This window comes from Paenibacillus sp. FSL W8-0187 (genome assembly GCF_037969755.1).
In the GTDB taxonomy this organism is placed as follows: Bacteria; Bacillota; Bacilli; order Paenibacillales; family Paenibacillaceae; genus Paenibacillus_AQ.
The window spans coordinates 203,303-229,775 of the sequence record NZ_CP150206.1 but is presented as its reverse complement, the minus strand read 5'-3'; the positions used below and the strand labels follow the sequence as shown (position 1 = coordinate 229,775).

At 49.8% G+C, this 26,473-nt stretch carries 27 protein-coding genes and 1 tRNA gene; 13 read left to right on the top strand and 15 right to left on the bottom strand.

Going from position 1 to position 26,473, the window contains the following annotated elements; all coding sequences use genetic code 11:
* Nucleotides 1-329 precede the first annotated feature (329 nt).
* From MKY48_RS01135 to MKY48_RS01125, 3 genes are all read left to right on the top strand, one after another.
* A tRNA-Arg gene (locus MKY48_RS01135) sits at nt 330-404 on the top strand.
* Between the two features lie 161 nt (nt 405-565).
* Nucleotides 566-1,162 carry an ATP-dependent Clp endopeptidase proteolytic subunit ClpP gene (clpP, locus tag MKY48_RS01130; protein WP_006207581.1) on the top strand — a complete coding sequence of 199 codons (597 nt, stop codon included), beginning with the start codon at nt 566-568 and terminating at the stop codon, nt 1,160-1,162.
* Nucleotides 1,163-1,301: 139 nt separating this feature from the next.
* Nucleotides 1,302-1,547 carry a hypothetical protein gene (locus tag MKY48_RS01125; RefSeq protein WP_339269382.1) on the top strand — a complete coding sequence of 82 codons (246 nt, stop codon included), beginning with the start codon at nt 1,302-1,304 and terminating at the stop codon, nt 1,545-1,547.
* 160 nt (nt 1,548-1,707) lie between these two features.
* Here MKY48_RS01125 and MKY48_RS01120 read toward each other — a convergent pair whose 3' ends face one another.
* The 7 genes from MKY48_RS01120 to MKY48_RS01090 all read right to left on the bottom strand — a co-directional run bounded on the left by MKY48_RS01120 (nt 1,708) and on the right by MKY48_RS01090 (nt 8,306).
* A complete protein-coding gene (locus MKY48_RS01120) occupies nt 1,708-2,781 on the bottom strand; it encodes a DUF4163 domain-containing protein (protein ID WP_339269380.1) in 1,074 nt (357 codons plus the stop codon).
* A gap of 195 nt (nt 2,782-2,976) precedes the next feature.
* Nucleotides 2,977-3,174, bottom strand: a complete 198-nt coding sequence (locus MKY48_RS01115) for a hypothetical protein (RefSeq protein WP_339269378.1) — start codon at nt 3,172-3,174, stop codon at nt 2,977-2,979.
* Nucleotides 3,175-3,403: 229 nt separating this feature from the next.
* Complete coding sequence (locus MKY48_RS01110) at nt 3,404-4,456, bottom strand: spermidine/putrescine ABC transporter substrate-binding protein (protein ID WP_339269377.1); 1,053 nt, start codon at nt 4,454-4,456, stop codon at nt 3,404-3,406.
* Between the two features lie 60 nt (nt 4,457-4,516).
* The gene (locus tag MKY48_RS01105) at nt 4,517-5,278 is read right to left on the bottom strand and encodes an ABC transporter permease (RefSeq protein WP_179090738.1); all 762 of its coding nucleotides are present in this window, start codon (nt 5,276-5,278) and stop codon (nt 4,517-4,519) included.
* Between the two features lie 45 nt (nt 5,279-5,323).
* Nucleotides 5,324-6,172, bottom strand: a complete 849-nt coding sequence (locus tag MKY48_RS01100) for an ABC transporter permease (RefSeq protein WP_339269376.1) — start codon at nt 6,170-6,172, stop codon at nt 5,324-5,326.
* Nucleotides 6,169-7,140 carry an ABC transporter ATP-binding protein gene (locus MKY48_RS01095; protein WP_076326186.1) on the bottom strand — a complete coding sequence of 324 codons (972 nt, stop codon included), beginning with the start codon at nt 7,138-7,140 and terminating at the stop codon, nt 6,169-6,171. The genes MKY48_RS01100 and MKY48_RS01095 overlap by 4 nt, the downstream gene beginning before the upstream one ends.
* A 404-nt stretch (nt 7,141-7,544) precedes the next feature.
* The gene (locus MKY48_RS01090; RefSeq protein WP_076326185.1) at nt 7,545-8,306 is read right to left on the bottom strand and encodes an SIMPL domain-containing protein; all 762 of its coding nucleotides are present in this window, start codon (nt 8,304-8,306) and stop codon (nt 7,545-7,547) included.
* A gap of 322 nt (nt 8,307-8,628) precedes the next feature.
* On the opposite strand from MKY48_RS01090, the gene MKY48_RS01085 reads away from it, so the two are divergent.
* A complete protein-coding gene (locus MKY48_RS01085; RefSeq protein ID WP_339273354.1) occupies nt 8,629-10,017 on the top strand; it encodes an amino acid ABC transporter substrate-binding protein/permease in 1,389 nt (462 codons plus the stop codon).
* Nucleotides 10,010-10,738 (top strand): amino acid ABC transporter ATP-binding protein, encoded by a 729-nt coding sequence (locus MKY48_RS01080; RefSeq protein WP_076326183.1) that lies wholly within the window; start codon nt 10,010-10,012, stop codon nt 10,736-10,738. The genes MKY48_RS01085 and MKY48_RS01080 overlap by 8 nt, the downstream gene beginning before the upstream one ends.
* A 1,124-nt stretch (nt 10,739-11,862) precedes the next feature.
* Here the strand turns inward: MKY48_RS01080 and MKY48_RS01075 are convergent.
* From MKY48_RS01075 to MKY48_RS01040, 8 genes are all read right to left on the bottom strand, one after another.
* Nucleotides 11,863-12,939 (bottom strand): HAMP domain-containing sensor histidine kinase, encoded by a 1,077-nt coding sequence (locus tag MKY48_RS01075; protein WP_339269374.1) that lies wholly within the window; start codon nt 12,937-12,939, stop codon nt 11,863-11,865.
* On the bottom strand, nt 12,939-13,619 hold the full coding sequence (locus MKY48_RS01070; RefSeq protein WP_339269372.1) for a response regulator transcription factor: 681 nt from the start codon (nt 13,617-13,619) through the stop codon (nt 12,939-12,941). Before MKY48_RS01070 ends, MKY48_RS01075 begins: the two co-directional genes overlap by 1 nt.
* A 46-nt stretch (nt 13,620-13,665) precedes the next feature.
* Nucleotides 13,666-15,432: an ABC transporter ATP-binding protein gene (locus MKY48_RS01065; protein WP_339273352.1), complete on the bottom strand. Its 1,767-nt coding sequence runs from the start codon at nt 15,430-15,432 to the stop codon at nt 13,666-13,668.
* 353 nt (nt 15,433-15,785) lie between these two features.
* Nucleotides 15,786-16,055 (bottom strand): HPr family phosphocarrier protein, encoded by a 270-nt coding sequence (locus tag MKY48_RS01060; protein ID WP_006207570.1) that lies wholly within the window; start codon nt 16,053-16,055, stop codon nt 15,786-15,788.
* 102 nt (nt 16,056-16,157) lie between these two features.
* Nucleotides 16,158-17,087, bottom strand: a complete 930-nt coding sequence (gene whiA, locus MKY48_RS01055; RefSeq protein ID WP_076326180.1) for a DNA-binding protein WhiA — start codon at nt 17,085-17,087, stop codon at nt 16,158-16,160.
* A 5-nt stretch (nt 17,088-17,092) separates the two neighbouring features.
* Nucleotides 17,093-18,034, bottom strand: coding sequence for a YvcK family protein (locus tag MKY48_RS01050; RefSeq protein ID WP_174819264.1), 942 nt, complete (start codon nt 18,032-18,034; stop codon nt 17,093-17,095).
* A gap of 57 nt (nt 18,035-18,091) precedes the next feature.
* Entirely contained in the window at nt 18,092-19,000 is a 909-nt protein-coding gene (gene rapZ, locus MKY48_RS01045) for an RNase adapter RapZ (RefSeq protein ID WP_076326178.1), read from the bottom strand.
* A gap of 52 nt (nt 19,001-19,052) precedes the next feature.
* Nucleotides 19,053-20,003, bottom strand: coding sequence for an ROK family glucokinase (locus tag MKY48_RS01040; RefSeq protein ID WP_076326177.1), 951 nt, complete (start codon nt 20,001-20,003; stop codon nt 19,053-19,055).
* A 311-nt stretch (nt 20,004-20,314) separates the two neighbouring features.
* Here MKY48_RS01040 and MKY48_RS01035 point away from each other — a divergent pair, with 311 nt between their 5' ends.
* From MKY48_RS01035 to MKY48_RS01000, 8 genes are all read left to right on the top strand, one after another.
* A complete protein-coding gene (locus MKY48_RS01035; RefSeq protein ID WP_339269370.1) occupies nt 20,315-21,238 on the top strand; it encodes an ABC transporter ATP-binding protein in 924 nt (307 codons plus the stop codon).
* A 2-nt stretch (nt 21,239-21,240) separates the two neighbouring features.
* Nucleotides 21,241-21,987, top strand: a complete 747-nt coding sequence (locus MKY48_RS01030) for an ABC transporter permease (protein ID WP_339269368.1) — start codon at nt 21,241-21,243, stop codon at nt 21,985-21,987.
* A 20-nt stretch (nt 21,988-22,007) separates the two neighbouring features.
* Complete coding sequence (locus MKY48_RS01025; protein ID WP_339269366.1) at nt 22,008-23,240, top strand: sensor histidine kinase; 1,233 nt, start codon at nt 22,008-22,010, stop codon at nt 23,238-23,240.
* Nucleotides 23,173-23,784, top strand: coding sequence for a response regulator transcription factor (locus tag MKY48_RS01020; protein ID WP_339269364.1), 612 nt, complete (start codon nt 23,173-23,175; stop codon nt 23,782-23,784). The genes MKY48_RS01025 and MKY48_RS01020 overlap by 68 nt, the downstream gene beginning before the upstream one ends.
* A gap of 172 nt (nt 23,785-23,956) precedes the next feature.
* On the top strand, nt 23,957-24,319 hold the full coding sequence (locus tag MKY48_RS01015; protein ID WP_076326172.1) for a GntR family transcriptional regulator: 363 nt from the start codon (nt 23,957-23,959) through the stop codon (nt 24,317-24,319).
* A 12-nt stretch (nt 24,320-24,331) separates the two neighbouring features.
* Nucleotides 24,332-25,210, top strand: coding sequence for an ABC transporter ATP-binding protein (locus tag MKY48_RS01010; protein WP_339269361.1), 879 nt, complete (start codon nt 24,332-24,334; stop codon nt 25,208-25,210).
* On the top strand, nt 25,203-25,892 hold the full coding sequence (locus tag MKY48_RS01005; protein WP_339269359.1) for a hypothetical protein: 690 nt from the start codon (nt 25,203-25,205) through the stop codon (nt 25,890-25,892). The genes MKY48_RS01010 and MKY48_RS01005 overlap by 8 nt, the downstream gene beginning before the upstream one ends.
* 59 nt (nt 25,893-25,951) lie before the next feature.
* A complete protein-coding gene (locus MKY48_RS01000) occupies nt 25,952-26,404 on the top strand; it encodes a hypothetical protein (protein ID WP_076326170.1) in 453 nt (150 codons plus the stop codon).
* The last annotated feature ends 69 nt before the right edge of the window (nt 26,405-26,473 follow it).

Sequence of the window (26,473 nt, the reverse complement as noted above, 5' to 3'; positions counted from 1 at the left end):
TGGTCGTAAAATGTCCCAGTTGAACTTTTTAAGTCCCACCCTTATTCTAACCAATAATCCTGCCGGTTGCAAGTGTCCGAAAGTATATTTCTCTACCCCAAGCATTCTTATTCATTATGACCAACTACAGGCTTGTCTATATAATAGGAACAAAGTTTTGTCTGCTATTGTATTTTTGAAATAGATGCGGTATAATCAACTTCGTTGCTAATTTTTTAGATATCAGAAAGTATAAACTTCGCGGAGTCAGCTTCCTGATATCGCAAGAAAAACTACCGCTAAACGCGGTCTGTCTTCTTTGAATGTACGTCGATAGACATTTTTCTTATGCGCCCGTGGTCCAATGGATATGACGTAGGCCTCCGGAGCCTGAGATCGAGGTTCGATTCCTCGCGGGCGCGCCATTTTATCTTTATTCTCTATACTGATTACCCTAAAGTGCCCATGACGGCTCTTTTTTTTACCCAATAGTTTGACTATCTTTGACTTTTTGATTTAAATTGTTTATCATGTGGGTAATACGGTAACAGTATTTATATGAGGTACTTAAGAGGAGGTTTTCCACGTGAGTTTTATACCTATGGTCGTTGAACAAAGCAACCGCGGTGAGCGGGCGTACGACATCTATTCCAGATTGCTGAAAGACCGCATTATCTTCCTCGGCTCCGACGTAAATGACGTGGTCGCCAATTCCATCATTGCCCAAATGCTGTTCTTGTCGGCTGAGGATCCTGAGAAGGATATTCATCTTTACATCAACAGTCCTGGCGGTTCCATTACCGCAGGTATGGCGATATTCGATACGATGCAGTTCATTAAGCCGGACGTTTCGACGATCTGTGTCGGCATGGCTGCTTCTATGGGTGCATTCCTGCTCAACGCAGGCGCTAAAGGCAAACGTTACGGTCTGCCTAACAGCGAGATTATGATTCACCAGCCGCTCGGCGGCGCACAGGGTCAAGCTACGGATATTGAGATCCGTGCTCGCCGCATTCTCAAAATGCGTGACAAGCTGAACCGCATCCTGTCTGATCGCACTGGCCAACCGCTGGAGCGCATCGAGAAGGATACCGATCGCGACTACTTCATGACGGCCGACGAAGCCAAAGAATATGGCCTGATCGATCAAGTATTAGAGAATACACCGCCGCAAGGCTTATAAAAGAAATGAAGTAAAGGGCAGGCGCCGTTATCTGGTGCCTGCCCTTTCTTATTCTCTGAAGGGGATTTATTGAAAACTTCAATTCGGGAGAGTGAGAGTATCCCCTTCGGTCGCTGTTGAAATCAGGAAACTGGAATGAATGGATAGGTTGTTTCCCGATTTCAAAGGCGAACGCGTTGCTCCTCCGGGGATACTCTCACTGGAGGGGACAACTTTTTCAATAAAACCTAAAGACGGTAAGGCGCCCCTCCTAAAAGGCCTGCCTTACCTTGAAAGGAGGGGAATAAAGGAAAGCCACGCACCGTGCAGAAGCAGTGTGCAAAATGTACAAAACATGCAAATTGTCATCGAGGCAAGCCTCTCGATAAACGCGAAAATCCCCTGATCATAGGAAGCGGGAGTATGCGCTCCACTCCTTCGTGATCAAGGGATTTTCCGCCAATGGTTCCAGCACAGCGTTACATCAGGACAACATAATGTTTCTAGACAAGCTATAGTATGAAAATAAATGATTGCAGTTTACACAAACCGCTTACCGTATATTCTTACTTCCACTCTTTCAGGTTCAGCTCAAATTCCGGGAATCCATAGGCATACGCGGTGTACTCATAAAGCTGGAAGTACAGCATCGCAGCATTATCCTTCACATAAAAATCAGCATCCGCAGGCACGCCCTCAAATCCGCCGAGGTAGCCCCCTTCTTTTTTCATCGTGTTCAGCACAAGGTTGTTCAGCTTCTGTTTATTCTTGCCCTGCATGTTGATGAAATCGCCCAGCTTCATTTGCTTGCCATCCTTCAAGGAGAAGGTGAAGCTTTTACGGAAGGTCATCCCATGGGCGCCGCCGGTATAAGAATAATCATACGTCGTAATGCTCAGGATATCGTTCTGGTTGTAATGAACCACAAAGTCACCACTGAATTCGTAGGAGAGATTGGATTCCGAAGGAGGGAATTCTTCAGCATTCCCTTCAGCACCTGTGATTACGCCGGAAGCATTTTCTTTCAAAACTTTGTTGATTTCAGCTTGGACCTCTGCATTATCGAGTCCACTGATTACAGGATAATTCACAACGGCATCCACGCCTTGAATCTTCTTCTTCAGCGCAACCGATTTAATGGTAATATCATTCTGTTTCTTTGGTGTCATGCTGAGTGTTTTCAAGGAAGGATTCCATTGTCCTTGAACACCCATATATTCGCTGATCGTTTTGAATGGCACATACAGACGACCATTGATGATCTGTCCGCCAGGCTCGCCGGCATACGAACCATTCACCAGAATACCGATTTCAGTTGAAGCATATACAATGGCACTCAGTTTGTTATAACCGTTACCCAGTGTATACGTACGGTTTTTTGCATCATATTTAAGAGGCATCCCCAGGCCGTCCCGCAAAGCGTTTGCCGGTACATAAGTTACCCCGTGCAGCACGAGACCTTTCTGTGACAGGGTCTTGCCATTCCATTTCAGTACAACTTCATTCTTTGACGATTTTTGGCTGTCGGAAACGGGCGCCTTAGCGGCGCTTGCATCGATGACCTGTCCGCTCAAACCCAGACCACCAAGCAGGACGCTAGTTGCAATTAATGATGCACATACACGTAATTTAGGATTCATATCAGAACTCCACCTTTGTTAAATTAAGTTTCCGTTTGTTGTTAATCTATTACCCTTAATCATTATAAGGAAAGCTTTCAATGTATTGGTAACAACGCCAATGACAATTTTGATTCCATGCCGTAGGACCTATACGTTCATCTAATCTTTCTGCATGAATGCTTTTAAGCTTAGAAATACACCGAATAAGAGAGCTCATGCACCCATAAACAACAAGATTTCGCTGCACCGGATTGCATAACTTAATAGAAATAATCCGATACCGACAAGCGCACTGTGAATACTCAATAACACCAGATGCAGAGCGCTTTTCCTGAAGAAGTTCAGAAACAACACCGCTGCAACGCCCGCTACGATTCCTGCAAGAACCAGCAAGCCCATCACATCGCTCAAGCCGATTTCTCCTTTTCCTGATTTAAACGCATAGAAACCTGGTTTAAATCATTTGCGTCCTCCCTTATATATAACAACGAAACGGGCCCCGAAGTTGTGGTTCGATTCGCATAAATCGGACATTTTTTCCTATTCCAGGCCTTAGGGCCTATTCTTTGCTAACAAAAAAAAGAGCCTGCCCCAATGGGACAGACTTTTTATTACAAAAATATGAAAATGCTTGTTATAATTAACGACCGCTCTTCAGCTCGGTCCATAAACGATCATAGATCGAGAGCGAGTCACCGACATTATCGAGCCATTCGGTACGGCCCAGCTCTTCATCTGTCAGGTTGATCATCGTATTGGCGCGGTATTCCTCGCTATGGAATTCCATCGCTTTGGTGTTCGGATTGCTGTATCCGATGAATTCATAGTTTTTGGCGCTGACCTCAGGCTCCATCATGAAGTTAATGAATTTCTCGGCCAGCTCTTTATTCTTGGCTCCCTTAGGAATCGCGTAGTTATCAGAGAAGATGGTAGCCCCTTCTTCTGGCACGACATACGCCACATCCGGATTCTCCGCTGCAATGAAGGCCGCATCTCCGGACCAGACCGTAGCAATCCAGCCTTCTTCTTGGATCATCTTCTGCTTGATGTTATCCGTATCAAACGCAAGCACATTCGGCAGCAAGGTCTTCAGGTCATCCGTAGCTGCGGTGATTTCCGCTTCATCCGTGCTGCTGTTGGATTTCCCTTGCTTCTTCAGCGCCATGCCGATCATTTCACGGTTGTCATCCAGAAGCAGAACTTTGCCCTTGTATTCCGGGTTCCAGAGGTCTTCCCAGCTGTTGATTTGGTCCTTCACATACTTCTTGTTATATGCAATTCCCGTTACACCGGACGTGTAGACGATCGAATATTTATTGCCCGGGTCATAGGAAGGGTCTTTGAAAGTATCCGTAAGATTGACGAAGTTCGGGATATTATTCATATCAAGCGGCTCAAGCAGCTCCGATTCAATCATCGTTTTCACCATATAATCGGACGGCTGAATGAGGTCATATCCACTGCCACCAGCATTGATTTTAGCCAGCAGGTCTTCATTGTTTGCGTAATTGTCGTAGGTTACCTTCACGTCGAACTTCGCTTCGAAGTCCTTCAGCACCTCAGGATCAAAGTTATCCGCCCAGCTGTAAATGTGGAGCGTCTCCTTATCCGATCCGCAACCGGCCAAGAGTCCCACAGACAATACCGCAACCATGCCTGCCGTCAGCAGGCGGGTCCATCTTGATTTTTTCAATTCAATATCTCCTCTCTTTCCACTTGCATGTTTTATTTCGAAAAAAGCGTTCATCTCAGCTTAGATCGGTAATGTTTTATGTTTCTTTTGCCCATTGCCGCGGTTAAGAATATATTGGGCTAACAGAATCAGCGTGATGCTGACTAGAATGAGCAGCGTACACAGCGCGTTAATCTCTGGCGAGATGCCGCGCTTCACCTGAGCGTAAATATAGATCGGCAGCGTCGTTGAGCTTGGGCCGGCGACAAAAAAACTGACCATAAAATCATCCAATGACAGCGTAAAAGCAATCAAGGCGCCGGAGATAATGCCCGGAGCAATCTGCGGCAATGTAACATGCCGGAACGTCTGCCAAGGCGTAGCCCCCAAATCCTGGGCCGCCTCATCCAGCTGTTTGCCCATGCCCGACAGTCTGGCTGTCACAACGACATACACATACGATAGGCTGAACGTTATATGTGCGATAATCACCGTCGTCTTGCCAAGCGGCATGTTCAGTTGACTGAACAGCACCAGCAGCGACAGCCCCATAATAATATCCGGGATAATGACGGGCAGATACAGCAGCCCATTCATGCCGCTGCGACCTCTGCGCCCCATACTCCGAAGCGAGAGCGCCGCTGCGGTTCCAAGCAGGGTGGAAACGATCGTTGATATGACCGCCACCGTCAAACTGTTCATCAGCGCTTCCATCACGTGCCGGTTCTCGAATAGCGACACATACCAATCTAACGTAAATCCTTCCCAGTTGCCGCTAAGCCGCGTGTTGTTAAAGGAATAGATGATGATCATGATGATCGGTACATAGATGAAAGCCATCATAAGGAAAGAGTGAATCCCGAGCAGCGGGTGATTCTTCTTCTTCACTTATCTCCCCTCCCCTACGCGTTGATGGCGGGCTTGCATCGCCCGGTTAAAGAGCAGGATCAGCACCAGGGACGTGATCACAAAGATCACCGACAACGCCGCTCCAAAGGGCCAGTTGCGCGCACCCAGGAACTGCTGTTGAATAACATTACTGATCATGGAGGACTTCGCGCCTCCCAAAATATCCGTAACTACAAACATCCCGGAAGTCGAGACATAGACCAAAACCGCTCCCGTCATGATACCGGATTTGCTCTGCGGCAAGGTAATGTGGCGGAATGCCTTCCATCTAGAAGCGCCCAGATCGCTGGCCGCATCTATCAGACGCTTATCCATCTGCTCCAGGGCCACGTAAATCGGCAGCACCATGAAGGGAATGAAATTATAGACCATGCCGAGAAGTACGGCGCCATACGTATACAGCATCTGAATCGGCTCGTCGATCCAACCCATCCACAGCAGCAGGCTGTTCACCACGCCTTGCGTTCGTAGCAGCAGAACCCAGGCATAAGTGCGGATCAGAAAGTTAATCCAGAACGGGACGGTGATTAGAATTAATCCCCAGGTTTGGATACGCGGGGAAGCGTTGGCTATATAATAGGCCAAAGGATAGCTGACTAACAAGCAAATCACCGTAGTCAGCAGCGACAATACCAGGGTATCCCAGTAAATTCCCAAATATAATGGATCAAAAAAGGTTTTATAGCCTTCGAGACTGAAGGAAAAAACGATATTCCCCAGCGAATCCCGCGAGAGCAGGGAGATGCCGACCACAATTAGCATCGGAACGATCAGGAACAGGGATAGCCACAGCAGCACCGGAGTCAATAGGAACCTTGATTTCCTCATGGCCCGATGATCACCTCATCCTTGGTGTTCCAGTTCACCCCGACTCGTTCACCAACCTCCCAAGGATGGTCATCCGAGATATCCAGGGCAATCGTGACCTTCATCGGTTCATCATCCAATTGGACCAGAAGCTTATGAACACTGCCGAGGTACTGTACATCCTCAATCACGCCGTTCTTCCTGGCACCCGACTCCCGCTGCGGAATGAGTTTCTCCGGCCGCACTGCAAAAAGACCTTCGGGCGAGGAAAAGACGTTATTCTCCCCTACAAACGTGGCAGCAAACAGCGTTTGCGGTTTCGCATAGATCTCGCGCGGCGTACCGATTTGTTCTACCCGTCCGTGGTTCATGATAACGATCCGGTCGGAGAGCATCATGGCTTCCTCTTGGTCGTGCGTTACATAGACAAACGTAATCCCGAGCGTCCGCTGCAAATGCTTGAGCTCAGACTGCAGATTTTTGCGGAGCTGCAGATCCAATGCGCCCAGTGGTTCATCCAGCAGCAGCACCTTCGGCTTGTTAGCGATGGCGCGGGCGATGGCCACGCGTTGCTGCTGTCCGCCGGACAGTTGGTGCGGAAAGCGTTCCCGCAGGGCGGTCAGCTGTGTCATGGCAACGGCCTCGTCCACCCGCTCTTTGATGAGCTGACGCGGCATTTTTTTCATTTTCAACCCAAAAGCAATATTATCTTCTACGGTCATATGCGGAAACAGAGCATAGTGTTGGAATACCAGATTCAAGTCCCGCTTGTTCGCAGGCATTTCCGTCACATTCTGACCCGCCAGCCAGACCTGTCCTTCGGTCGGCTGTTCGAATCCTGCTATCATTCGGAGAATCGTCGTTTTGCCGCAGCCGCTGGGGCCCAGCAAAGTCAGGAATTCCCCCTCTTTAATGGAGAGCGACAGCGGATGCACGACCGCTTGTCCCTGAAAATGCTTCTCGATCTGGACAAGTTCAATCACATGCATCAACCCCTTCTTCAAAATGTGACCTATTCCATGTGTACATTCCTGCTAACCAGTATGCACAAAAACGTTCCCCACTAAGAAGAAACGGTCATACTGCCTATCGTTCTCAGGTTGGCAGAATCCGTTTCTTAAGGGTGGAAGCGTCTAGAAATCTCTACTAAGAAAAAAAAAAGCCATATCCATGGGTATGGCTTTAACGTTTAAATAAAGTTCAGTTTTTCGCATATTCACTATACCTCGTTTTCCCCCCATACACAACACTTTTCTGTGTATTTCATCTAGGGAAGGCACGGATACAGGACCGGATAATGGTATTTCATTTTTCGAAAAGGGATGCACAAAAAACCGTCCACCGATAAAGACCCGGATGAACGGTTTTTAGTATTCTGAGTCGAAAACAGTTACTATTTCAGCTCATATTGCACGTACAGCTGCGTCGAGATTTTGATCTCGCCCGGCTTCACGGATGTGTTGGCACCCGCGTCCGCTGCAACGGACTGTGCTTCCATCGCCATTTTTTCGAGGCCGTAGATGTTATCTATACCCACAGAACCTTCCACAATGTTAAGCACGATACCCAGCTGACGCTTGGAGGCTTTTGCCATCGCTTGAGCTTTCAGGTCCGCATTTGCCACGGCTTTATCTATCACTTGGGCTTCAAAAGCATCACGGTTTTCGACCGAGAAACGGGCGTTGCCAATGGAATTGGCACCGGCATCAGAGGCTGCATCGAGCAGATCGCCGACTTTGCTCAAGTCGCGAAGAGTGACTTCCAGGGAATGATAAGCACTGTAATTCTTCACTTTACGTCCATTATCATCAGAGTACGTATAGTTAGGCTGTACATAGAACTGTTCGGTTTTGATATCCTTGTCATCGATCTTCCATGTTTCTTTCAGCATCTTCGTAATCTTATCCATTTTCTGCGCATTGCTCTTCTGTGCGGATTTTGCGGTTTCCGCATACGATTCAGCCCCAATGGAAAGATATACGATATCTGGCTTCACCGAGATCTCGCCTTTACCGAGTACGGTAAGAAGGTTTTGCTGTGCTGCCTCCGCCGCATGCACCTCGGTTGCCCCGCTCAATCCTACTACTGCCGTACTGCCAGTCAACAGTGCACCTGCAATCATGATGGAACCTACTTGTTTGACCCATCTTTTCATTATTGTCAGCCTCCTTTATATTGGCATCGCTGCCATGCTTGCCTTACCCTTCTAACGTGAGGGCATTGGTAAATGTTGCATCCGGAACGAAGTGTTTTGAGATTTTTCTTTAACTTTGTTGATACGCCCCTGTTAATTGGTATATCTAGGCATGATTGGTGGATCAGCACAATAAGATACCCAATGAAGATGACGGCAACTGTTTAATAAGGAAGCCTTCATGGGTAACTAACTACATCGGTGTTAAAAAGAGGAGGTCACTATGAAATCATTCCGGATGTTATACGCGTTCATGTCACTGCTGATACTCATGGCAGCGGGCATGCCATACGGGGCGGCAAGCGCCGCGGCAGAGCCAGCCTCCGGTAAAACCTATCAGATCGGAACAGACATTACGTTTGCCCCGTTTGAATTCCAGGATGCTAGCGGCAATTTTGTCGGTATCGACATGGATCTTCTGGATGCGATCGCGAAAGATCAGAACTTCAAATATGAAGTCAAGCCGCTCGGTTTCAATGCGGCGGTTCAGGCGCTGGAAGCCAACCAGGTGGACGGAGTCATTGCCGGCATGAGCATCACGGATGAGCGGAAGCAGAAATTCGACTTCTCCGATCCTTATTTTGACTCAGGTGTGGTCATGGCCATTCGCCAGGATCAGGAGTCCATCAAAGGGTATGAGGATTTAAAAGGGAAAAAAGTCGCCGTCAAAACGGGTACGGAGGGTTACAGCTTTGCTGAATCTATCTCCTCCAAGTACGGATTCACCATCGTGCCTTTTGACGATTCGGCCCAGATGTATGACGATGTCAGGACCGGTAATTCCGTTGCCTGTTTTGACGATTTCCCTGTGCTGGCTTATGGAGTCGAACAGAACAATGGACTGAAGATCGTCACGGATATGGTGCCTGGCGCCTCCTACGGATTTGCCGTTGCCAAGGGGAAGAACCAAGAGCTTCTGGAGAAATTCAATGCCGGCTTGATCAACCTGAGGGCCAGTGGTGAGTACGATCGCATTAAGGCAAAATACATTGGCGAAAATGCCGTAAGCGCGGCGACTCAAAGCCGTTGGGGGCTGATCGTGGAGTCGCTGCCTTCGCTGCTGAAGGGCCTTGGCAATACGCTGCTGCTGACCCTCGTATCGCTGTTCTTCGCGTTTTTCTTAGGGTTGATATTCGGCTTTATGAAGGTCGGACGCAATAAATGGCTCCGAGGCATCGCAACCGTATTCGTGGACATTTTCCGCGGCATACCGCTGCTAGTCCTTGCCTTCTTCATCTACTTTGGTATTCCGCAGGCACTCGGCTTCACGATGTCGCCGGTCGTGGCAGCGGTCCTGACACTTAGCCTGAATGCCGGTGCTTATGTAACGGAAATTATCCGGGGCGGTATCCAATCCATTGACCCTGGACAGCTGGAGGCTGCCCGCTCGCTCGGTCTGCCATACCGCAAAGCCATGATGAAAATCATCATTCCCCAAGCGATCAAAGTAATGATTCCGACCTTTATTAACCAGCTCGTGATCACGCTCAAGGATACATCGATCCTGTCGGTAATCGGTCTGGTCGAACTGACCCAATCCGGGAAAATCATCATTGCAAGAACGTTCGCTTCGTTTGATATCTGGCTCGTGGTCGCCATCATGTATCTGGTCGTGATCACGATTCTGACCAAAATTTCGGGCCGTCTGGAAGGGAAGGTGCGTCATGGATAAAATCCGCGTAGAAGGACTGAAGAAGAACTTTGGCACGAATGAGGTGCTGAAGGGCATTAACATGCAGGTCCAGGAAGGCGAAGTTGTCTGTGTCATCGGGCCTTCGGGCTCCGGTAAAAGCACCTTCCTACGCTGCATCAATCGTCTGGAGGACATTACGGCAGGCAGGGTATTCGTGCATGACAAGGATATCAATGACCCTAAAACAGACATCAACAAGGCGCGCCAGAACATCGGCATGGTGTTCCAGCATTTTAATCTGTTCCCCCACTTCAACGTGCTGAAGAACATTACATTTGCCCCGGTCGAGCTGGGCAAGCAGAACGCATCCGAGGCTCGTGCCACGGGGCTAAAGCTTCTGGAGCAAGTAGGCCTCTCCGATAAAGCGGAGGCCTTCCCGAGCCAGCTGTCGGGCGGTCAGAAGCAGCGTGTGGCGATCGCCCGGGCGCTGGCGATGAATCCGGACATCATGCTGTTTGACGAGCCGACATCGGCGCTGGACCCCGAGATGGTCGGCGAAGTGCTCGGCGTCATGAAGGATCTGGCGCGCGAAGGCATGACGATGATGATTGTCACGCACGAGATGGGTTTTGCCCGCGAGGTTGCGGACCGGGTGATCTTCATGGATGGCGGATACATCGTAGAGGAAGGCCCGCCAGAGGAAGTGTTCGGCAGACCGAAGCATGAGCGGACGATTAGCTTTTTGGAAAAGGTGCTGTAATCACGCAGCTAACCTTTCTTTAACAAACCGCTGCCGTGTAGCTACATGTACCTTGGGGCTGCTCCCTGGCGTTCTGCTCCCTGTGCTCGCTGCTCCCTGTGCTCACTGCTCTCTGTGCGTTCTGCTCTTTGTGTGCGTACTGCTCTCTGTGCGTACTGTTCCCTGTGCGTTCTGCTCCCTGGCGTACTGCTCCCTGTGCTCACTGCTCTCTGTGCGTTCTGCTCCCTGTGCTCACTGCTCTCTGTCTGTCCTGCTCCCTGTGTGTACTGCTCTCTGTGCGTACTGCTCCCTGTGTGCGTACTGCTCCCTGGCGTACTGCTCCCTGTGCTCACTGCTCCCTGTGCGCACGGTGTGTGGTCCGGGGCAGGCTTGGAGGGCTGTCGACTAGATTCATGCAGTAACCAGCGACCCTTCAGGATAGCCCGTTAGGGTGAGACTAACCGGTTATCATACGGCTAATAATGGCATGTGCATTAAAATTAGAGTCGACTGCGGTGGTCGTGCGATGGCTGCACGGTGCTTTAGTGGAGCTAACGGACCGAGAGTACCTTATTTGAGGGAAAATGGCGGTTTTCCGGAAACTTCCGGACCAAGGATCCGTTATTCCTTCCAAAAGGTGGCATTTACCTAAACAAATCCTAAAATAACGGATCTGGAGTCCGTTATTTTAGGATACGGCGCTTAATTCGGCAAATAAGGTCCTTGGTGTCCGCCAAATTCGCAACCGTTTTAGCTAATTCACCTGCTTTAACCCGACTCGGTGAGTTTGTCCATATCGCATCACGCACAGCTTAAACAGGAGTAGGGGCGACCATAGCCCTTACTCCTGTTCTACTGTTCTATGGACATATCCGGTTCAAGTTGTTCCAGATATGGCGGGTAAGCAGCCATCTCCTCACACCTTTAGTATCTTCTTGAGAACATCCCCGAAACAGTCCTAATCCTCTATACCTTCCCGCCTTCCTAGAGGAGAGTCACACGATCAGCGTCCTTTTTATGTCAGCTCCCCACGTACTTCATTAAACCCATCTATTCTTCATATCCAAGCCCATCTAAACTTCATATCCAACTTCATGTCACAGCTTCACGTACAATTTTAATGTCAAACCTTCACTGCACAATCATTACTTCGTATCCAGAGATCGCTTATAGGGTACCATCACCGTAAATTTCGATCCCTTCCCAAGCTCGGATTGGACCGTTATCTTCCCTTGATGAATATCGACGATCCGCTTCACGATGGATAATCCCAGCCCACTGCCGCCAGCGGCGCGATTGCGCGATTTGTCCGCTTTGTAAAAGCGTTCGAATATATGCAGCTGATCCGACTCCGACATCCCGACTCCCGAATCCGTCATCGTAACCTCGGCCCCGTCTTCTCCTGCTTTCAGCACGATCGTGATCATGCCGTCTTCGGGCGTGAATTTAATGCTGTTGTGCAGCAAATTGTTCCATACTTGACTCAGGAGATCCTCCGTTGCCTCAATCTCTACCTCAGCTAGGTCCAGATCCACCTGAATCCGCTTCGCCAGCCATTGCGGTTCATTCGCCAAGACGACCGCACGCAGCTGCCCGTCGAGCCGGTAGCGGGCCCTTTCGAATGCCGGCTGCTCTCCTTCCAGGGACGACAGCTTCAACAGATTGTCACTCAACTGCGACAAGCGGCGGCTCTCTCCTTCGATGATCTCCAGATAACGGGCTCTCTTCTCCTCCGTGAGGCGGGGACTTCGGAGCGCTCGGGCAAACCCCCGAATCGAAGTAAGTGGGGATTGGATTTCATGGGACACATTAGAGATGAAATCCTGACGCATGGTCTCCATCCGCCCCAATTCGCCGGCCATGTCGTTAATGCTGCTCGCGATCATCTTGAACTCCCCGCGCCATTCATTTTCGTTCATCTTTACATTGAAGTCCCCCTGCGATATCCGTCGCATGGCATCCGTAATGGAATTCAGCATGGCCATTTGCCGGTGCTTGAAGAACATGCCCACGACCAGCATGCACAGGAAGAAAATGATCACGCCGACAAACAAGTCGATCAGTTGGATGGCATAATCCCACGGCGGGGTTCCCGTCCAGGTGTAAACAAACCGAGTCACATAAGTCGCCGCCGTCCATGACGCTCCCAAGACCGCGAAAACCAAAATCGTCTGAAGCGTTTCTCGAACGATCTTCCACAAGATTTTAGGCGTTTTTTTCATCAGCCCTCACCTGCTTCCAGGCGATATCCCAGCCCGCGCACCGTCCGAATCCTGAACCGGTACTTCTCCTCCGGGAACCGCTCCCGCAGCCGATTCACGTGGACGTCCAGCGTCCGTTCGTTCCCTTCAAAGTCATAGCCCCATATCTCTTCGATCAACCGATCACGCATCAACGTGCTCCCCGGGTAGCTGGCCAGCTTGAAGAGAAGCTCAAACTCCTTCAGCGGCAGGGTAAAAACCTCATCACCCGCCTTGACCTCATAGGTTCTGCGGTTCATCTGCAGCTTGCCGACGGTCACCGTCTGCGATGCGGCTACCTGATACCGCTTCAGCAGCGCTTTGACGCGCACGACGAGCTCTGCGGGCTCGAAGGGCTTCACCAGATAATCGTCGGTGCCCAGCTCAAAGCCCTTCACGATCTGTCTCGTCTCCCCTTTGGCCGTCAGCATCAGCACCGGAATACCGGTGTTCCTCCGGATCTCCCGGCATAACTCCCATCCGTCCATATTCGGCATCATGATATCCATCACGACCAGATCGACGGATGTCTGGTCCATGACGGACAAGGCCTCGACGCCATCCGAAGCTTCGAACACCTCTTCCATTCCCGCTTCCTCCAGGAACACCTTTATGAGTTCGCGGATGTTCGGGTCATCGTCCACTACCAATATTTTTGCCATGGTTGCCATCCCTTCTTCCCCAGCATCTTCAAGGCGCCCTTAGGCCTTAGGCCTCGATCGTTTCATTCATTTGCAGCTGCTGCACGGCAAATTCCCTATACATATCATGCTGCTCAATCAATTCATCATGCGTTCCCCGTCCGGTTACCGTTCCTTTTTCAATGAAAATAATCTGATTCGCTCCCACCACCGTGGATAACCGGTGCGCGATAATAATCGTCGTCCGTCCAGCCATGAGGTTCTTGAGCGCCTTCTGCACTTCAATCTCGGAACGACTATCCAGACTGGAAGTGGCTTCGTCCAGCATCAGAATCTTGGGATCCCGCAGCAGGGCTCTGGCGATGGCAACCCGCTGCCGCTGTCCGCCCGAAAGCTTCACGCCCCGTTCGCCCACATCCGTATCAAAGCCATGAGGCAGCTCGTCGATAAATCCATCCGCATAGGCCATTTCTGCCGCTCTTCGGATCTCACCATCGCTAACCTCCCGGTCCATCCCATAACATAAGTTGTCACGAATGGTTCCCGCAATCATTGGACTATCCTGTGAAACATAGCCGATCAATCCGCGCCATGAGCGTAAAGAGAACGTATCGATCGCCGTCTTGCCCAATCGGATCTGCCCTTTTTGCGGAAGGTAAAAACGCTCCAGCATGGAGAACAGCGTCGTTTTGCCTCCGCCACTCGGTCCAACCACGGCCGTGACCGTGCCCGGCTCCATCTTAAAGCTGATATCATGCAGCACCAGCTCATCCGGCTTGTAACCAAACGAAAGATTCTCGATGGACATCCGCTGATTCGCGTTCACCACATCAGTACCGGCCGAAATGGACTCTTCCTCTGCATCCAGCGTTTCCAATATTCGCTCCGTTGCTCCTTTAGCCTTCTGAAACTGGGTAAAAAACGTCGTTAACTGCGTCATCGGCATCACGATCTGAATCAGATACAGGATAAACGCAACCAGCTCCCCAGCGGTCAGCGCCCCTGTGGATACCTGAAGTCCGCCATACCCGATGACCACCACCAGCAGCATCATCAGCACGAAGGACATCAGCGGCGCGATCCAGGCGGATACCACACCTTCCTTGATCCCGAAATTCAGCAGATTGGTAATCCCTTTATGCCCATTCTCATACTCTCTGTCCTCAGCATTAGAAGCTTTAACCAAGCGAATCTCGGACAACACCTGACTGATATTCGCGGTAAACGTAGCTGTCTCATCTTGCATGCCAAGCGATATTTTATACATTTTCTTGCCAAGCGGCACAAGAATCAGCGCTGCAATCGGAATGACGATAAACATCGTCAGCGTCATCTTCCAGTTTAAATAGAGGAGCACCCCAATGGAACCGACAATAGAAATGATCCCGCTGAAGAATCCGGCCACATGGTCCGATATGAGACTTTTGATCACTCCTGTATCATTCGTCATCCGGCTAACCGATTCCCCTGAACGGTTATGATCGAAGTAGCGAATCGGCAGCACAAGCAGCTTTTTCCACAGCCGATCCCTAAGGGCAGCCACCATCTTCTGTCCCGTATAACTCAGCAGGAAAATCGAGACCCCCGAGGCAATCGTCTGCAACACAAACGCAATGCCAAGCCCGATGATATGGGAACGATTCATATCCGTTAAGGAAAAGCCATCCACCAGGCTCTTTGTAAACATCGGAATGACTAGTCCGATCAGGGTTGATACCACACTCAGCAGGATCGCTCCAATCAGCAGCAGCATCGGAGGTTTCGTTTCTTTCAACAGCCGGAAGAAGGCCTGCGAACCTGCTTTATTGCTGCCGGCCGACTTTTCCTGCGTCATTTCTTGTATAGAAGTATGATCCGTTTCTCTCATCGGTTTCTCTTCCCTTCCATCCCTATTTACCATCTGTAAGGAAAGAATATATCAACAAGTTAAACTGAAGTTAAACGAAGGCTTAATTTTATGAAAACAACGTAAAATAACCCCACAAAGTGGAGCTTATGCTACGATGTTTATTCCAAATCCTTTGTTGGGGGCCCCAAAATTGAAAAAGGCGGATGTCTCCGCCCCTACTCTTAAAACCTATTCTTATGTACGTAGAATCAAGCGAGAATCCCAGCAATACCAGAGCTTGATAGCAAAAAAAGCCTTGCAGTAACAAGACTTTTCTTAAACTTCAATCACGGTTGCCCTTATTGGTTCTCGAGTTCCTCTTTGCTCACCAAGTTCACGAGTGAAGTAACCGCTTGCTCAGCGTCGGCTCCCTCAGCACTAATGTAAACTTCCGTACCAGAGCTGATCGCAAGGCTCATAATTCCCATGATACTTTTGGCATTTACTTTTTTATCATCTTTTTCAACGAAGATTTCAGATGAATATTTATTCGCTTCCTGAACGAACAGCGCGGCCGGTCTGGCGTGAAGACCCGTCTTTAACCGAACGACTACCGGGTGCTTTGTCATGAAAATTACCCCCTATCTAATAAATCTGCTGCATTGAAAGCGCGATTGACATTTTATAATATTATACCATTTTACCATACAGGACACTAGAAGAAAAAATTCTTACCCATTCCGAATCTTTTCGGCCAATTCGTCGATTTTGCGCAGACGGTGATTGACGCCGGATTTGCTGACGGTTCCTTTAAGAAGCTCGCCGACTTCCTTGAGATTCATGTCCGGATGAGCTAGCCTTATTTCCGCCACTTCCCGAAGTTTATCAGGCAAATTCTCAAGACCCATTTCCTTTTGGAGCAGCTTGATGTTCTCAATTTGACGGACGGCAGCGCCGATCGTTTTGTTCAGGTTGGCGGTCTCGCAGTTCACGATCCGGTTTACCGAGTTACGCATGTCCCGCATAATACGAACATCCTCGAACTTGAACAATGCCTGGTGGGCACCGATTAGATTAAGGAATTCGATAATTTTCTCGCCTTCCTTAATGTAGAAGATAAATCCTTTCTTCCGCTCGATACAACGTGCGTTCAGATGAAATTCATTCGCCAGATCCACCAGGGACTGGCAGTGCTCTTCATACATTGAGGCAATTTCGAGATGGTACGAAGACCCCTCCGGATTGTTCACGGATCCGCCAGCCATAAAGGCACCGCGCAAATAGGCGCGTTTACAGCAATTTTTGCGAACGATTTGTTTATCAATCCGCGATTGAAACAGAAAGCCTTCGGAAACGATGCACAGTTCTTTAAGTATCTCCTGAACCTGGGCGGGAATACGAACGATATATACGTTATTCTTCTTCAAACGCATTTTTTTACGCACCAAAAGTTCAGTATGCGCCTGGAAATGCCTCTTAATTAAGGAATAAATACGTCTTGCAATCGCGGCATTTTCCGTTGAAATATCCAGGATTACCTTTTTGTTCGAAAGTTGAACAGAACCATTCATCCGAATGAGCGCGGACAGCTCGGCTTTTTCACAGCAGTTCTGGCTTTCGATCATTGTCAGTTCTTTCTTCGTCTGTGCCGCAAAGGACAAGGTACTCACCCCTTTCGTGTAATCCAATCCTGTACCAGCTGAAAAATATGGTTGCTCAGCTTGTCAGCGTCATGCCTTAAGTATGTTCTAAATAGCACAAGCTTATCTGCAATGAGTTTGTACCCTCTGCTCGTCACCTCATCACGATCCAGGAACACGGGCTTAGCACCCTTCTGGGCGTACTTATCCTGAACCTGAGGCGGGATTTCTCCATCATTTACAATAACATAATCGAACAGATGAAGACCAATATGGTCGTAAACGGCCTGCAAATGATCACTGACTGTATAATTATCGGTTTCTCCAGGCTGCGTCATCACATTGCACACGAACATTTTGATCGCCTCAGAGGATACGATAGCCTCAGCAAGCTTGGGAACAAGCAAATTGGGCAAAATACTGGTATACAGGCTTCCCGGACCGATCAGAATTGCATCGGCCTGCTGAATTGCCTCCAGCGCCTCCGGCAGCGGCTCGACATGCTCCGGCTCCAGAAAGATCCGCTTAATGCGCTGTCCAGCCTCCGGGATTTTGGATTCACCGGTCACAATGGAACCGTCCTCCATCTCCGCATGCAAAATAACAGCTTCACCCGCCGCAGGCAGCACTTGTCCACGAACAACAAAAACCCGGCTCATCTCCTTGACTGCCGTGACAAAATCACCGTGCAAATCCGTCATGGCAGCCAAGATTAAATTGCCGAGGCTGTGCCCGGCCAGTCCCGAGCCATTCTTAAAACGGTATTTCAATATATCGGATAACAGCGGCTCCACATCGGCAAGCGCTGTAAGTACATTTCGAATATCTCCCGGGGGCGGCATCTGCAATTCGCTACGCAGTATGCCGGAGCTTCCCCCATCATCAGCGACGGTAACGATGGCCGTAATATCAAGCGGCTTTTCCTTGAGTCCCCGCAGCATGACGGACAGCCCGGTTCCTCCACCCATCACCACGATACGGGGACGCTTTTTAGCTTGCACAGCCACATTTATCACTTCCCTTAATTAATGCCGATCCCGATCAGAATCACGGTGACTCACCGATACCGTCTCCGTTTCGCTAACGCCCAGCATTTTGCCAAGGTATTCCGCTATCGCAACGGAGCGATGCTTCCCGCCGGTACAGCCAATGCCGATAATAACCTGGCTTTTTCCTTCCTTCCGATACTGCGGGATCAAGAAATGCAGCATATCGAGCAGTTTGGTTAAGAAAGCCTGTGTCTCCGGCCATTTCATCACATATTCATATACATCACTGTTCTGGCCGGTATTTGGACGCAGCTGCTCAATATAGTGCGGGTTGGGCAGAAAGCGCACATCAAACACCAGATCAGCGTCAATCGGAATACCGTATTTAAACCCAAAGGATGTAATATTTACCGATAACGTGCTGCTCTCCAGATGTGTGAAGCGTGAGATAATCTTCTCCTTCAATCGCACAGGCTTCATATTGCTGGTATCGATCACCTGAGTGGCCGAATTCTTCAGCTCATCCAGCATTTTGCGCTCCAACCTTATACCGTCAAGCGGCATGCCTTCCGGAGCGAGGGGATGGCGACGACGGCTTTCCTTATAGCGTTGAACAAGCACGGAATCCGTTGCATCCAGGAACAGAATCTCGCAATGGATGGTAAAGTGATCCTTGATGTAACTCAGAGACTCTGATAGAGCCGTGAAAAATTCGCGGCCACGCAGGTCGATGACCAATGCAACCTTGCCGATCTTCCCCTTGGATTGTTCGATCAGCTCCGCGAATTTGGGAATGAGCACCGGAGGCAGGTTATCGACGCAAAAGAATCCAAGATCCTCCAGACTTTGTACGGCCAAGGTCTTACCTGCTCCCGACATCCCGGTGATGATGATCAGGGTGGCCATGGATGATGTGTTGCTGCCGCGGTTGGCTGCTTCCAGCATCAGCTTTCCCTCCCTTATAAGTTTAGATCAGACGATGTATGGTGATTAATGACTACGAACGCAAATGCAGACCAGCAGCGCCTACAACGCCGGCATCATTGCCGAGCTCAGCCGGAACGATGCGTACACCTCGTTGAAGCGGCTCTGGTGTCAGCTTCGCAAATACAGCACGAACTTCATTAAACAGAATGTCGCCGGCTTTGGATACGCCGCCGCCGATAATAAAGGCTTCGGGATTCAACACGGCCGCAACGGCAGCCATGGATTTGCCCAGGTAATAAGCTGCGCGATTCACGATCCGAACGGCAACTTCATCGCCTGCCTTTGCAGCGTCAAACACTTCCTTCGCCGCAATGCTCTCTACATGGGCAAGGGAAGTACGGTCGCCACGCTCTACGGCATCCTTCGCCATGCGGATAATGCCGGTTGCCGACGAAACCGTCTCGAGACAGCCCATTTCACCGCATCCGCATTGAATCGCTTCCAAGTCCGGCACAACCGAGATATGTCCAAGCTCGCCAGCCATGCCGCCAAACCCCTGATAAATTTTGCCGTTAATAATAATGCCTCCGCCGACACCGGTACCCAATGTATAGCATACGCAGTTCTCAACGCCGCGGCCTGAGCCGCTCCAAGCTTCACCCAATGCAGCTACATTGGCGTCGTTGTCTATTTTGACGGGCTTGCCGAGACGCTCTTCAAGCAGTGCGCGAATCGGTACATCTTTAAATCCTACATTCGGTGCCAAAATTATGATGCCTTCACGAATATTCGTAAATCCGGCGAATCCAGCTCCCACGCCAGCAAGTTGATCCCAGCTGTATGGCGATTCTTCTACAATGTGACGCACATATTTCTCAATGTTGTCAATAACCGTGTCAACGCCTTTGGCTGTTTCCGTCGGCCCCTCATACTTATGCAGAAGATGCCCTTCTTCATTGCAAATTCCAACTTTAATTGCTGTTCCGCCCAGATCGACACCGACGTAGATGTTCTCAGACATGTTTCAAGCCACCTTTTTCCTTCTATATTATAGATTGCTCCTACTGTACCCACTATAATTGAAGGCACTCCTGCGGTCAAGAGAAGACAACGTAACAGAAAGCCGTAAGCAGTCCTTTAATCGCGCGTATGTAAGCGCATACAACTAAGCTTGAAACCGCCCTTATTTGTTCATAATCAAACCTCCTCTAATCTTTAGCAGTTCGCACATGACAAATGTCACTCCGAAGTGATGACATCCTTTACTAACGGGCATTCCCTCGCTTTCGTATGATGAATTCAGATCATTTCGATTACGAAAGGAGCGATACCATGTCAAAACCAATCCATGAACCTATTGCGGAACTACGGCAGGTAACCAAAATGTTCGGAAGCAAAAAAGCAGTCAACCAAGTGTCGTTTACTATAGAAAAAGGATCTATCACGGCCATTCTCGGGCCAAACGGAGCAGGTAAATCAACCGCCATCTCCATGATGCTTGGTCTTAAAGACGCCAGCGAAGGCGAGGTCCTCTTGTTCGGTCAAAGCCCGAAGGACTTGAAGGTCCGCGAGAAGATCGGCGCCATGCTTCAAGAGGTGAGCGTCATGGACGGGCTCCGCACGCGTGAAATCATCAATCTCATTCGCGGCTATTATCCGAATGCGCTGGCGCTTCCAGACATCGCCCTGCTTAGCGGGCTCACAACAGAGGAACTTAACAAATGGGCTATCAAAATGTCCGGAGGCCAAAAACGCAAGCTCAGCTTTGCACTGGCGATTGCGGGGAACCCCGAGCTGTTATTCTTCGATGAACCAACGGTCGGCCTGGATACATCGGCACGCCGGTTATTCTGGCAGACGGTACGCAAGCTTGCCGATCAGGGCAAGACGATTCTGTTCACCACCCACTACCTGCAAGAGGCGGACGATATGGCTGACCGCATTCTGCTGTTCCACCAGGGTCAGGTTGCTGCAGACGGCACGCCAGAAGCTATTAAGGCTAAGCTGACCCGAAGGTCGCTCTCCTTTATCGTCGATGCGGATCACCAGCAGGTCAAGGAGCTGCTTCATGAGGTCCCCGGCGTAACGGATGTATATGAACTGAACGGTCGGCTGAACGCCGTAACGGATAATACGGACACGGCACTAGCAGTTCTGTTTCGGGCCGGGCTGGCCGTACGTGATATCCGCATCGATCAAGGAAGCCTGGATGAAGCATTTGAGCAATTAACGATGAATCAAGGGGAGGCCGTATAATCATGACAACCTGGAAACTGCTGGCTATACAGTGCAAGATGGAGCTGCTCCGGATGGTGCGCAATCCGTATTATATTTTCTGGTCGCTCGCTATGCCGATTCTGTTCTATTTCATCTTTACCCGGGTCGTGAATACGGGGGCCGCCGATACGGGACAATGGCAGGCGCATTATCTGATGTCGATGGCATCCTTCAGTGTCATGGGCACCGCCATCATGTCGCTCGGCATTCGCCTCGTGCAAGAGCGAGTCCAGGGCTGGGCTGTATATATGCGGGTAACGCCACTTCCCGGCAGCGTGTATTTCTTTGGCAAAATGTTTGTGCAGACAGTCATGCATCTGCTCTGTATCATCGTGATATTCGTAGCCGGCTACCTGATTAACGGCGTCTCCCTCACCCTCGGACAATGGCTGCTCAGCGGATTGTGGATTCTGATCGCGTCCGTCCCGTTCCTGGCTATCGGCACCCTGATTGGCTCCATGAAACGGGTCGATACAGCAAGTGGCGTCAGCAACGGCATCTACTTAGGCCTGGCCGTAACGGGCGGGATGTGGTTCCCGATCGAGGCGATGCCTTCTATCATGCAAGCTATCGGCAAGTGGATGCCCTCCTACCATTTTGGCGGAGGTGCCTGGTCGATCGTGCGCGGAGAAGCGCCGGGCTTGGATAATTTCATGGTTTTGGCAGGATATTTGGTAGTATTTATGTTACTATCCACCTATATTCGGAAAAAACAACAAGCCGATTAAGGGGATAGGATGATGGCTTCATGAAAAAATTGAACGACGCGAAATCTGCAGGGTTTGAGGTGTTTCCAACGCAATTGGGGCTTTTCCCCTATTTATGGCTCATTTATATATGCCTGCCCGTGATCAACATGATGAGCGAACAAGGATGGAAGATGGGGATCGGCTTTACGCTTATTGCCTTGTTTCTCGTCACGTACCGCCAGCTCTACTTCGCCGCGGGAACCCCTCGTTTCTTTGCGTGGCTGGGCGTTCAGATGTCCATCATTTTCATTCTCTGCATGTGGTACCACCCAACCTACATGTACATGGGCTTCTTTACGGCCAATTTCATCGGCTGGTATACCGATCGGCGTAATTTCACGATCTCCCTCGTATTGTTCGGCATCATCGAGACCGTTCCTTTAATCAAAAATGCGAGCTTGCTGGGCTGGAGGGATCTGGTATTTATGATTCCTTTCTTTCTCATCATGCTATTTTCACCCTTCGGTATCCGCTCATTGAACCGGCGGCAGGAGTTGGAGAAGGAGCTCGCGCAGGCTAACGAGCAGATTCGCAATCTGATTAAAGGCGAAGAGCGGATGCGTATCGCCAGGGATCTTCATGACACCTTAGGCCATACCCTCTCCCTCATCACGTTGAAGAGCCAGCTTGTCGAGAAGCTGGCAATGAAGAATCCAGAGAAGGCCCAATTGGAAGCCCGGGAGATTCAGAACACCTCTCGTGCCGCGCTGCGCCAAGTACGTGAGCTGGTGTCCGATATGCGGACCGCCACCTTGCCCGAGGAATTGGTAGAGGCCCAGATCATTCTGGAGAGTGCCGATATCCGGTTTATCTGCACCGGTAACCCGAAGCTGGAGGGAATATCCGACCTGGCCCACAATATTCTGAGCCTCTGCTTGCGGGAAGCCGTGACCAATGTGGTGAAGCATAGTCAGGCAAGCCAGTGCCGGATTGCCCTCGAGTCGCTTGACAATGAGTGGCGTCTTGAGGTGGCCGACAATGGAGTTGGTCTTCAATGCAAAGAAGAAGATTCATCTTCTTCATCCAACAGTAATGGCCTGAAAGGCATGGTGGAGCGGCTTTCCCTTATCGGGGGCACCGTAGAGGCCAGCTCCGACCAGCAAGGCACGATAATAGAAATTCGTGTTCCGATCATCATCAAGAACCGGAAGGAGGACACAACCCATGAGCATCAAAGTGCTGATCGCCGAGGATCAACGAATGCTGCGAGGCGCTCTGGCTTCCTTGCTTGATTTTGAAGACGATATTGATGTGATTGGTCAAGCCGGCGACGGCGATGAAGCTCTATCCCTGATTGGCTTGCATCAACCCGATGTATGCCTGCTCGATATCGAAATGCCTGCGCGCAGCGGTCTCGAAGTAGCGGAGGAAGTTAAGCTGCGTGGTTATGCCAGCCGAGTCATCATACTTACGACCTTTGCTAGACCCGGTTATTTCGAGCGGGCCGTGCAGGCGGGAGTTCAGGGATACCTGCTTAAGGACGAGCCCAGTGAACGGCTGGCAGAAGCCATCCGCCGGGTAATGGATGGGCGGCGGGAGGTCTCCCCTGAGCTCGTATTCGGTACGCTTTCAGGTGCAGGTGCCAATCCGCTGACCGAACGCGAACGGGAAGTGCTGCGGTTGGCTGCAGACGGCAACAGCTCCAATGAAATTGCGTCGAAGCTTCACTTGTCCTATGGGACTGTCCGCAACTATATGTCTGAGATTTTAAGCAAGCTCAGTGCCAAGAACCGGATTGAGGCCATCTCGATGGCCGAAGAGAAGGGCTGGATATAGCATTCCTTGCAGCTTGATCACACCCCTTACCCTCGTCTTGAAGAGACGGGGTCCTTTGTATTTCACAGCACAAACAGGCCCATTTGGGTCTGTTTTTTTCTTTTTGATTGACACATCCTTCCATCAGGCATTATAGTATGTTACAAGACTAACATACCGACAGGGTGATATCATGAATTCCAGGTTTGACGAAGGACAGCCGATTTTTCAGCAAATCGCAGATATGATTGAAGATGACATATTGAACGGGACATACCAAGCGGATGATCAGATTATCTCAATGTCGCAGTTCGCGAGTACTTTTCAGGTCAATCCCGCAACAGCTGTAAAAGGCATTGCCCTACTTGTCAATGAAGGGATTTTGTACAAGAAAAGGGGGCTGGGCATGTTTGTTGCTGCAGATGCCAAACAGATCATATTGACCAAGCGACAGGATCGGTTTTACAACGAACTCGTATTGAAGCTGCTTGATGAGGCAGAAAAGCTTGAATTGACCACCGAGGATGTTATTGAAATGATCAAACAAAAGAGATAGGAGATGAGCAGGATGAACGCAATACTTACCTGTTCCAACCTGAGCAAGAGTTACGGGCGTACGGAAGCGGTCCGAAATCTGGAGCTCCAGCTGGAAGAGAATACGATCTACGGCTTGCTGGGCCGCAATGGCGCCGGAAAGACCACACTGCTTAATATGATGACCGGCGGATCTTTTCCCGACTATGGCAGTATTCAGGTTTCGGGGGTAACGCTTAAGAGTGGAGAAACCCCAAAGGGAATTTGCTACGTAAGAGAGAAAAATTTGTTCTTCGGCGGTGCCAAGGTGATTGAAGTGCTGCGCTTGGCATCGGCCTTTCACGAGGACTGGGACTGGGACTATGCCCAGAGCCTGCTAAAGACATTCAAGCTAAACCCGGACAAAAAAATCCGCCAGCTTTCACGGGGAATGGAATCCCTGGTCGGAAACATCATCGGTTTGGCTAGCCGGGCCCCGATCACCGTATTTGATGAACCGGTGCTGGGATTGGATGTGCTCATGCGAGAGAGATTTTATCGCGTTCTGGTTGAGGATTATGCCAATCATCCCCGGACCATCCTGCTCTCGACCCATCTGATTGATGAGATCGCAACCGTCGTTGAGAGAGTCTATATCATGGATTCCGGCGCTATGTTATTGCATGACGATGTTGACCATATCCGCGCCAATTCTCATCTGTTGACAGGGAACCAGGAACAAATCGAACAATTTACGAAGGATCGTCACGTGATATATAAAGAATCTTACGGTAAAGGTTCCTTAACCGCGATATATGGAGCCATTCATGAGGCAGACCGTTCACAAGCCAACAAGCTTGGTATTGCTATTGACGGTTTACCACTGCAAAAGTTTTTCTCCTATTTAATCGAAGGAGGGCAATCCATTGAATAAGACCACCGCACTCATGAGGGCTTCATTTCTTCAGCTTCGACCTTATCTCTTGGTGATGCTCGGCACCGTTGCGATTAGTTTGATTGCAAATGTGATCATAAGCCTGTCTCTTGGAGACAGTTCGGAGAATACGCAGGTGTCTGCGGCTAACATCCTCACCGTGTTCCTGATATTTGTAGGCAGTGTGCTCCCGGCAGGCTTGTTCCGGCGGGTAATGAATTTAGGAGCTACACGAAAAGAATATTATATTGGTATGCTTCTGGTTTACTCCATATGGTCCGCCATCTTTGCTGTCCTCAATATCATCTGGCTTCAGGTGGAGAACGGATTTATACGACAATATGAGGATACCTTCAACATCCTTGAAATCTTTGGATGGAATCAATTTGGCATCGTTGGCATGTTCTTCTATCAATTCGGTGTTTACCTGCTTCTTATTTCATTACTGAATCTGCTGTTTTCCGGTCTGCGTCATGTAATGGGCTGGGTGGTCTGGGTGGTATTTATTGCGGCAATCCCTATCTTTACATCCATTCCTTCACTCCGGCATACGCTGGCTGATGGCTTGCTGGCCCTTCTCTTCAACGATTCGCTGCTGCAAGGACTCGGACTCACGCTGATCATCTCCCTCGTTCTGCTTGCAGGAGGCTGGTGGTTCACGGTCAGACGCACCATCGCTTAATATTGTTTCCCCTAACAACGAGTTATTGGATCACTCTAGCTCGAAAGGAATGATGGATCTTGAAAAAGGATGCTGCCCCCCTTGAGGTGTTCCAGTCCTTTCTGTTATGGATAATTGCTATCGGTGCAGGGGTATTTGAAATGATCCTGGCTGTCATCGATTCGATATCCAGCCTAACGAGTGCTGGAATTGTCGGTATTCTCATTCAAGTTGCCGCACGAACGACGATGTTCGCTGTCCTTGTCTACATCATGATCAGAATGCTTCGGGGAAAGAATTGGGCGCGTATCGCATTAGCTTTGTTTTTAGGCGGGTTTGGCACTCTCTCCCTAATCATTGACCCTATCAAATGGCTCATTACAGGCGGTTCCCTTAGGGACGCCTTTGCTCAAGCAGACAATATTTCCATACTATTTGCCTCCAGCCGTACCCTTCATATGATCGCCGTTGTTGCGGCCTTGATATTTATGTTCAGACCCGCGGCGAATCGGTACTTCAAAGCTGAATCGTAAGTCAACTCAGCACCCGCTTGATTTGGGATCAACAGAACAACAACCCCTGGCCTATTTAAGGCCCGGGGC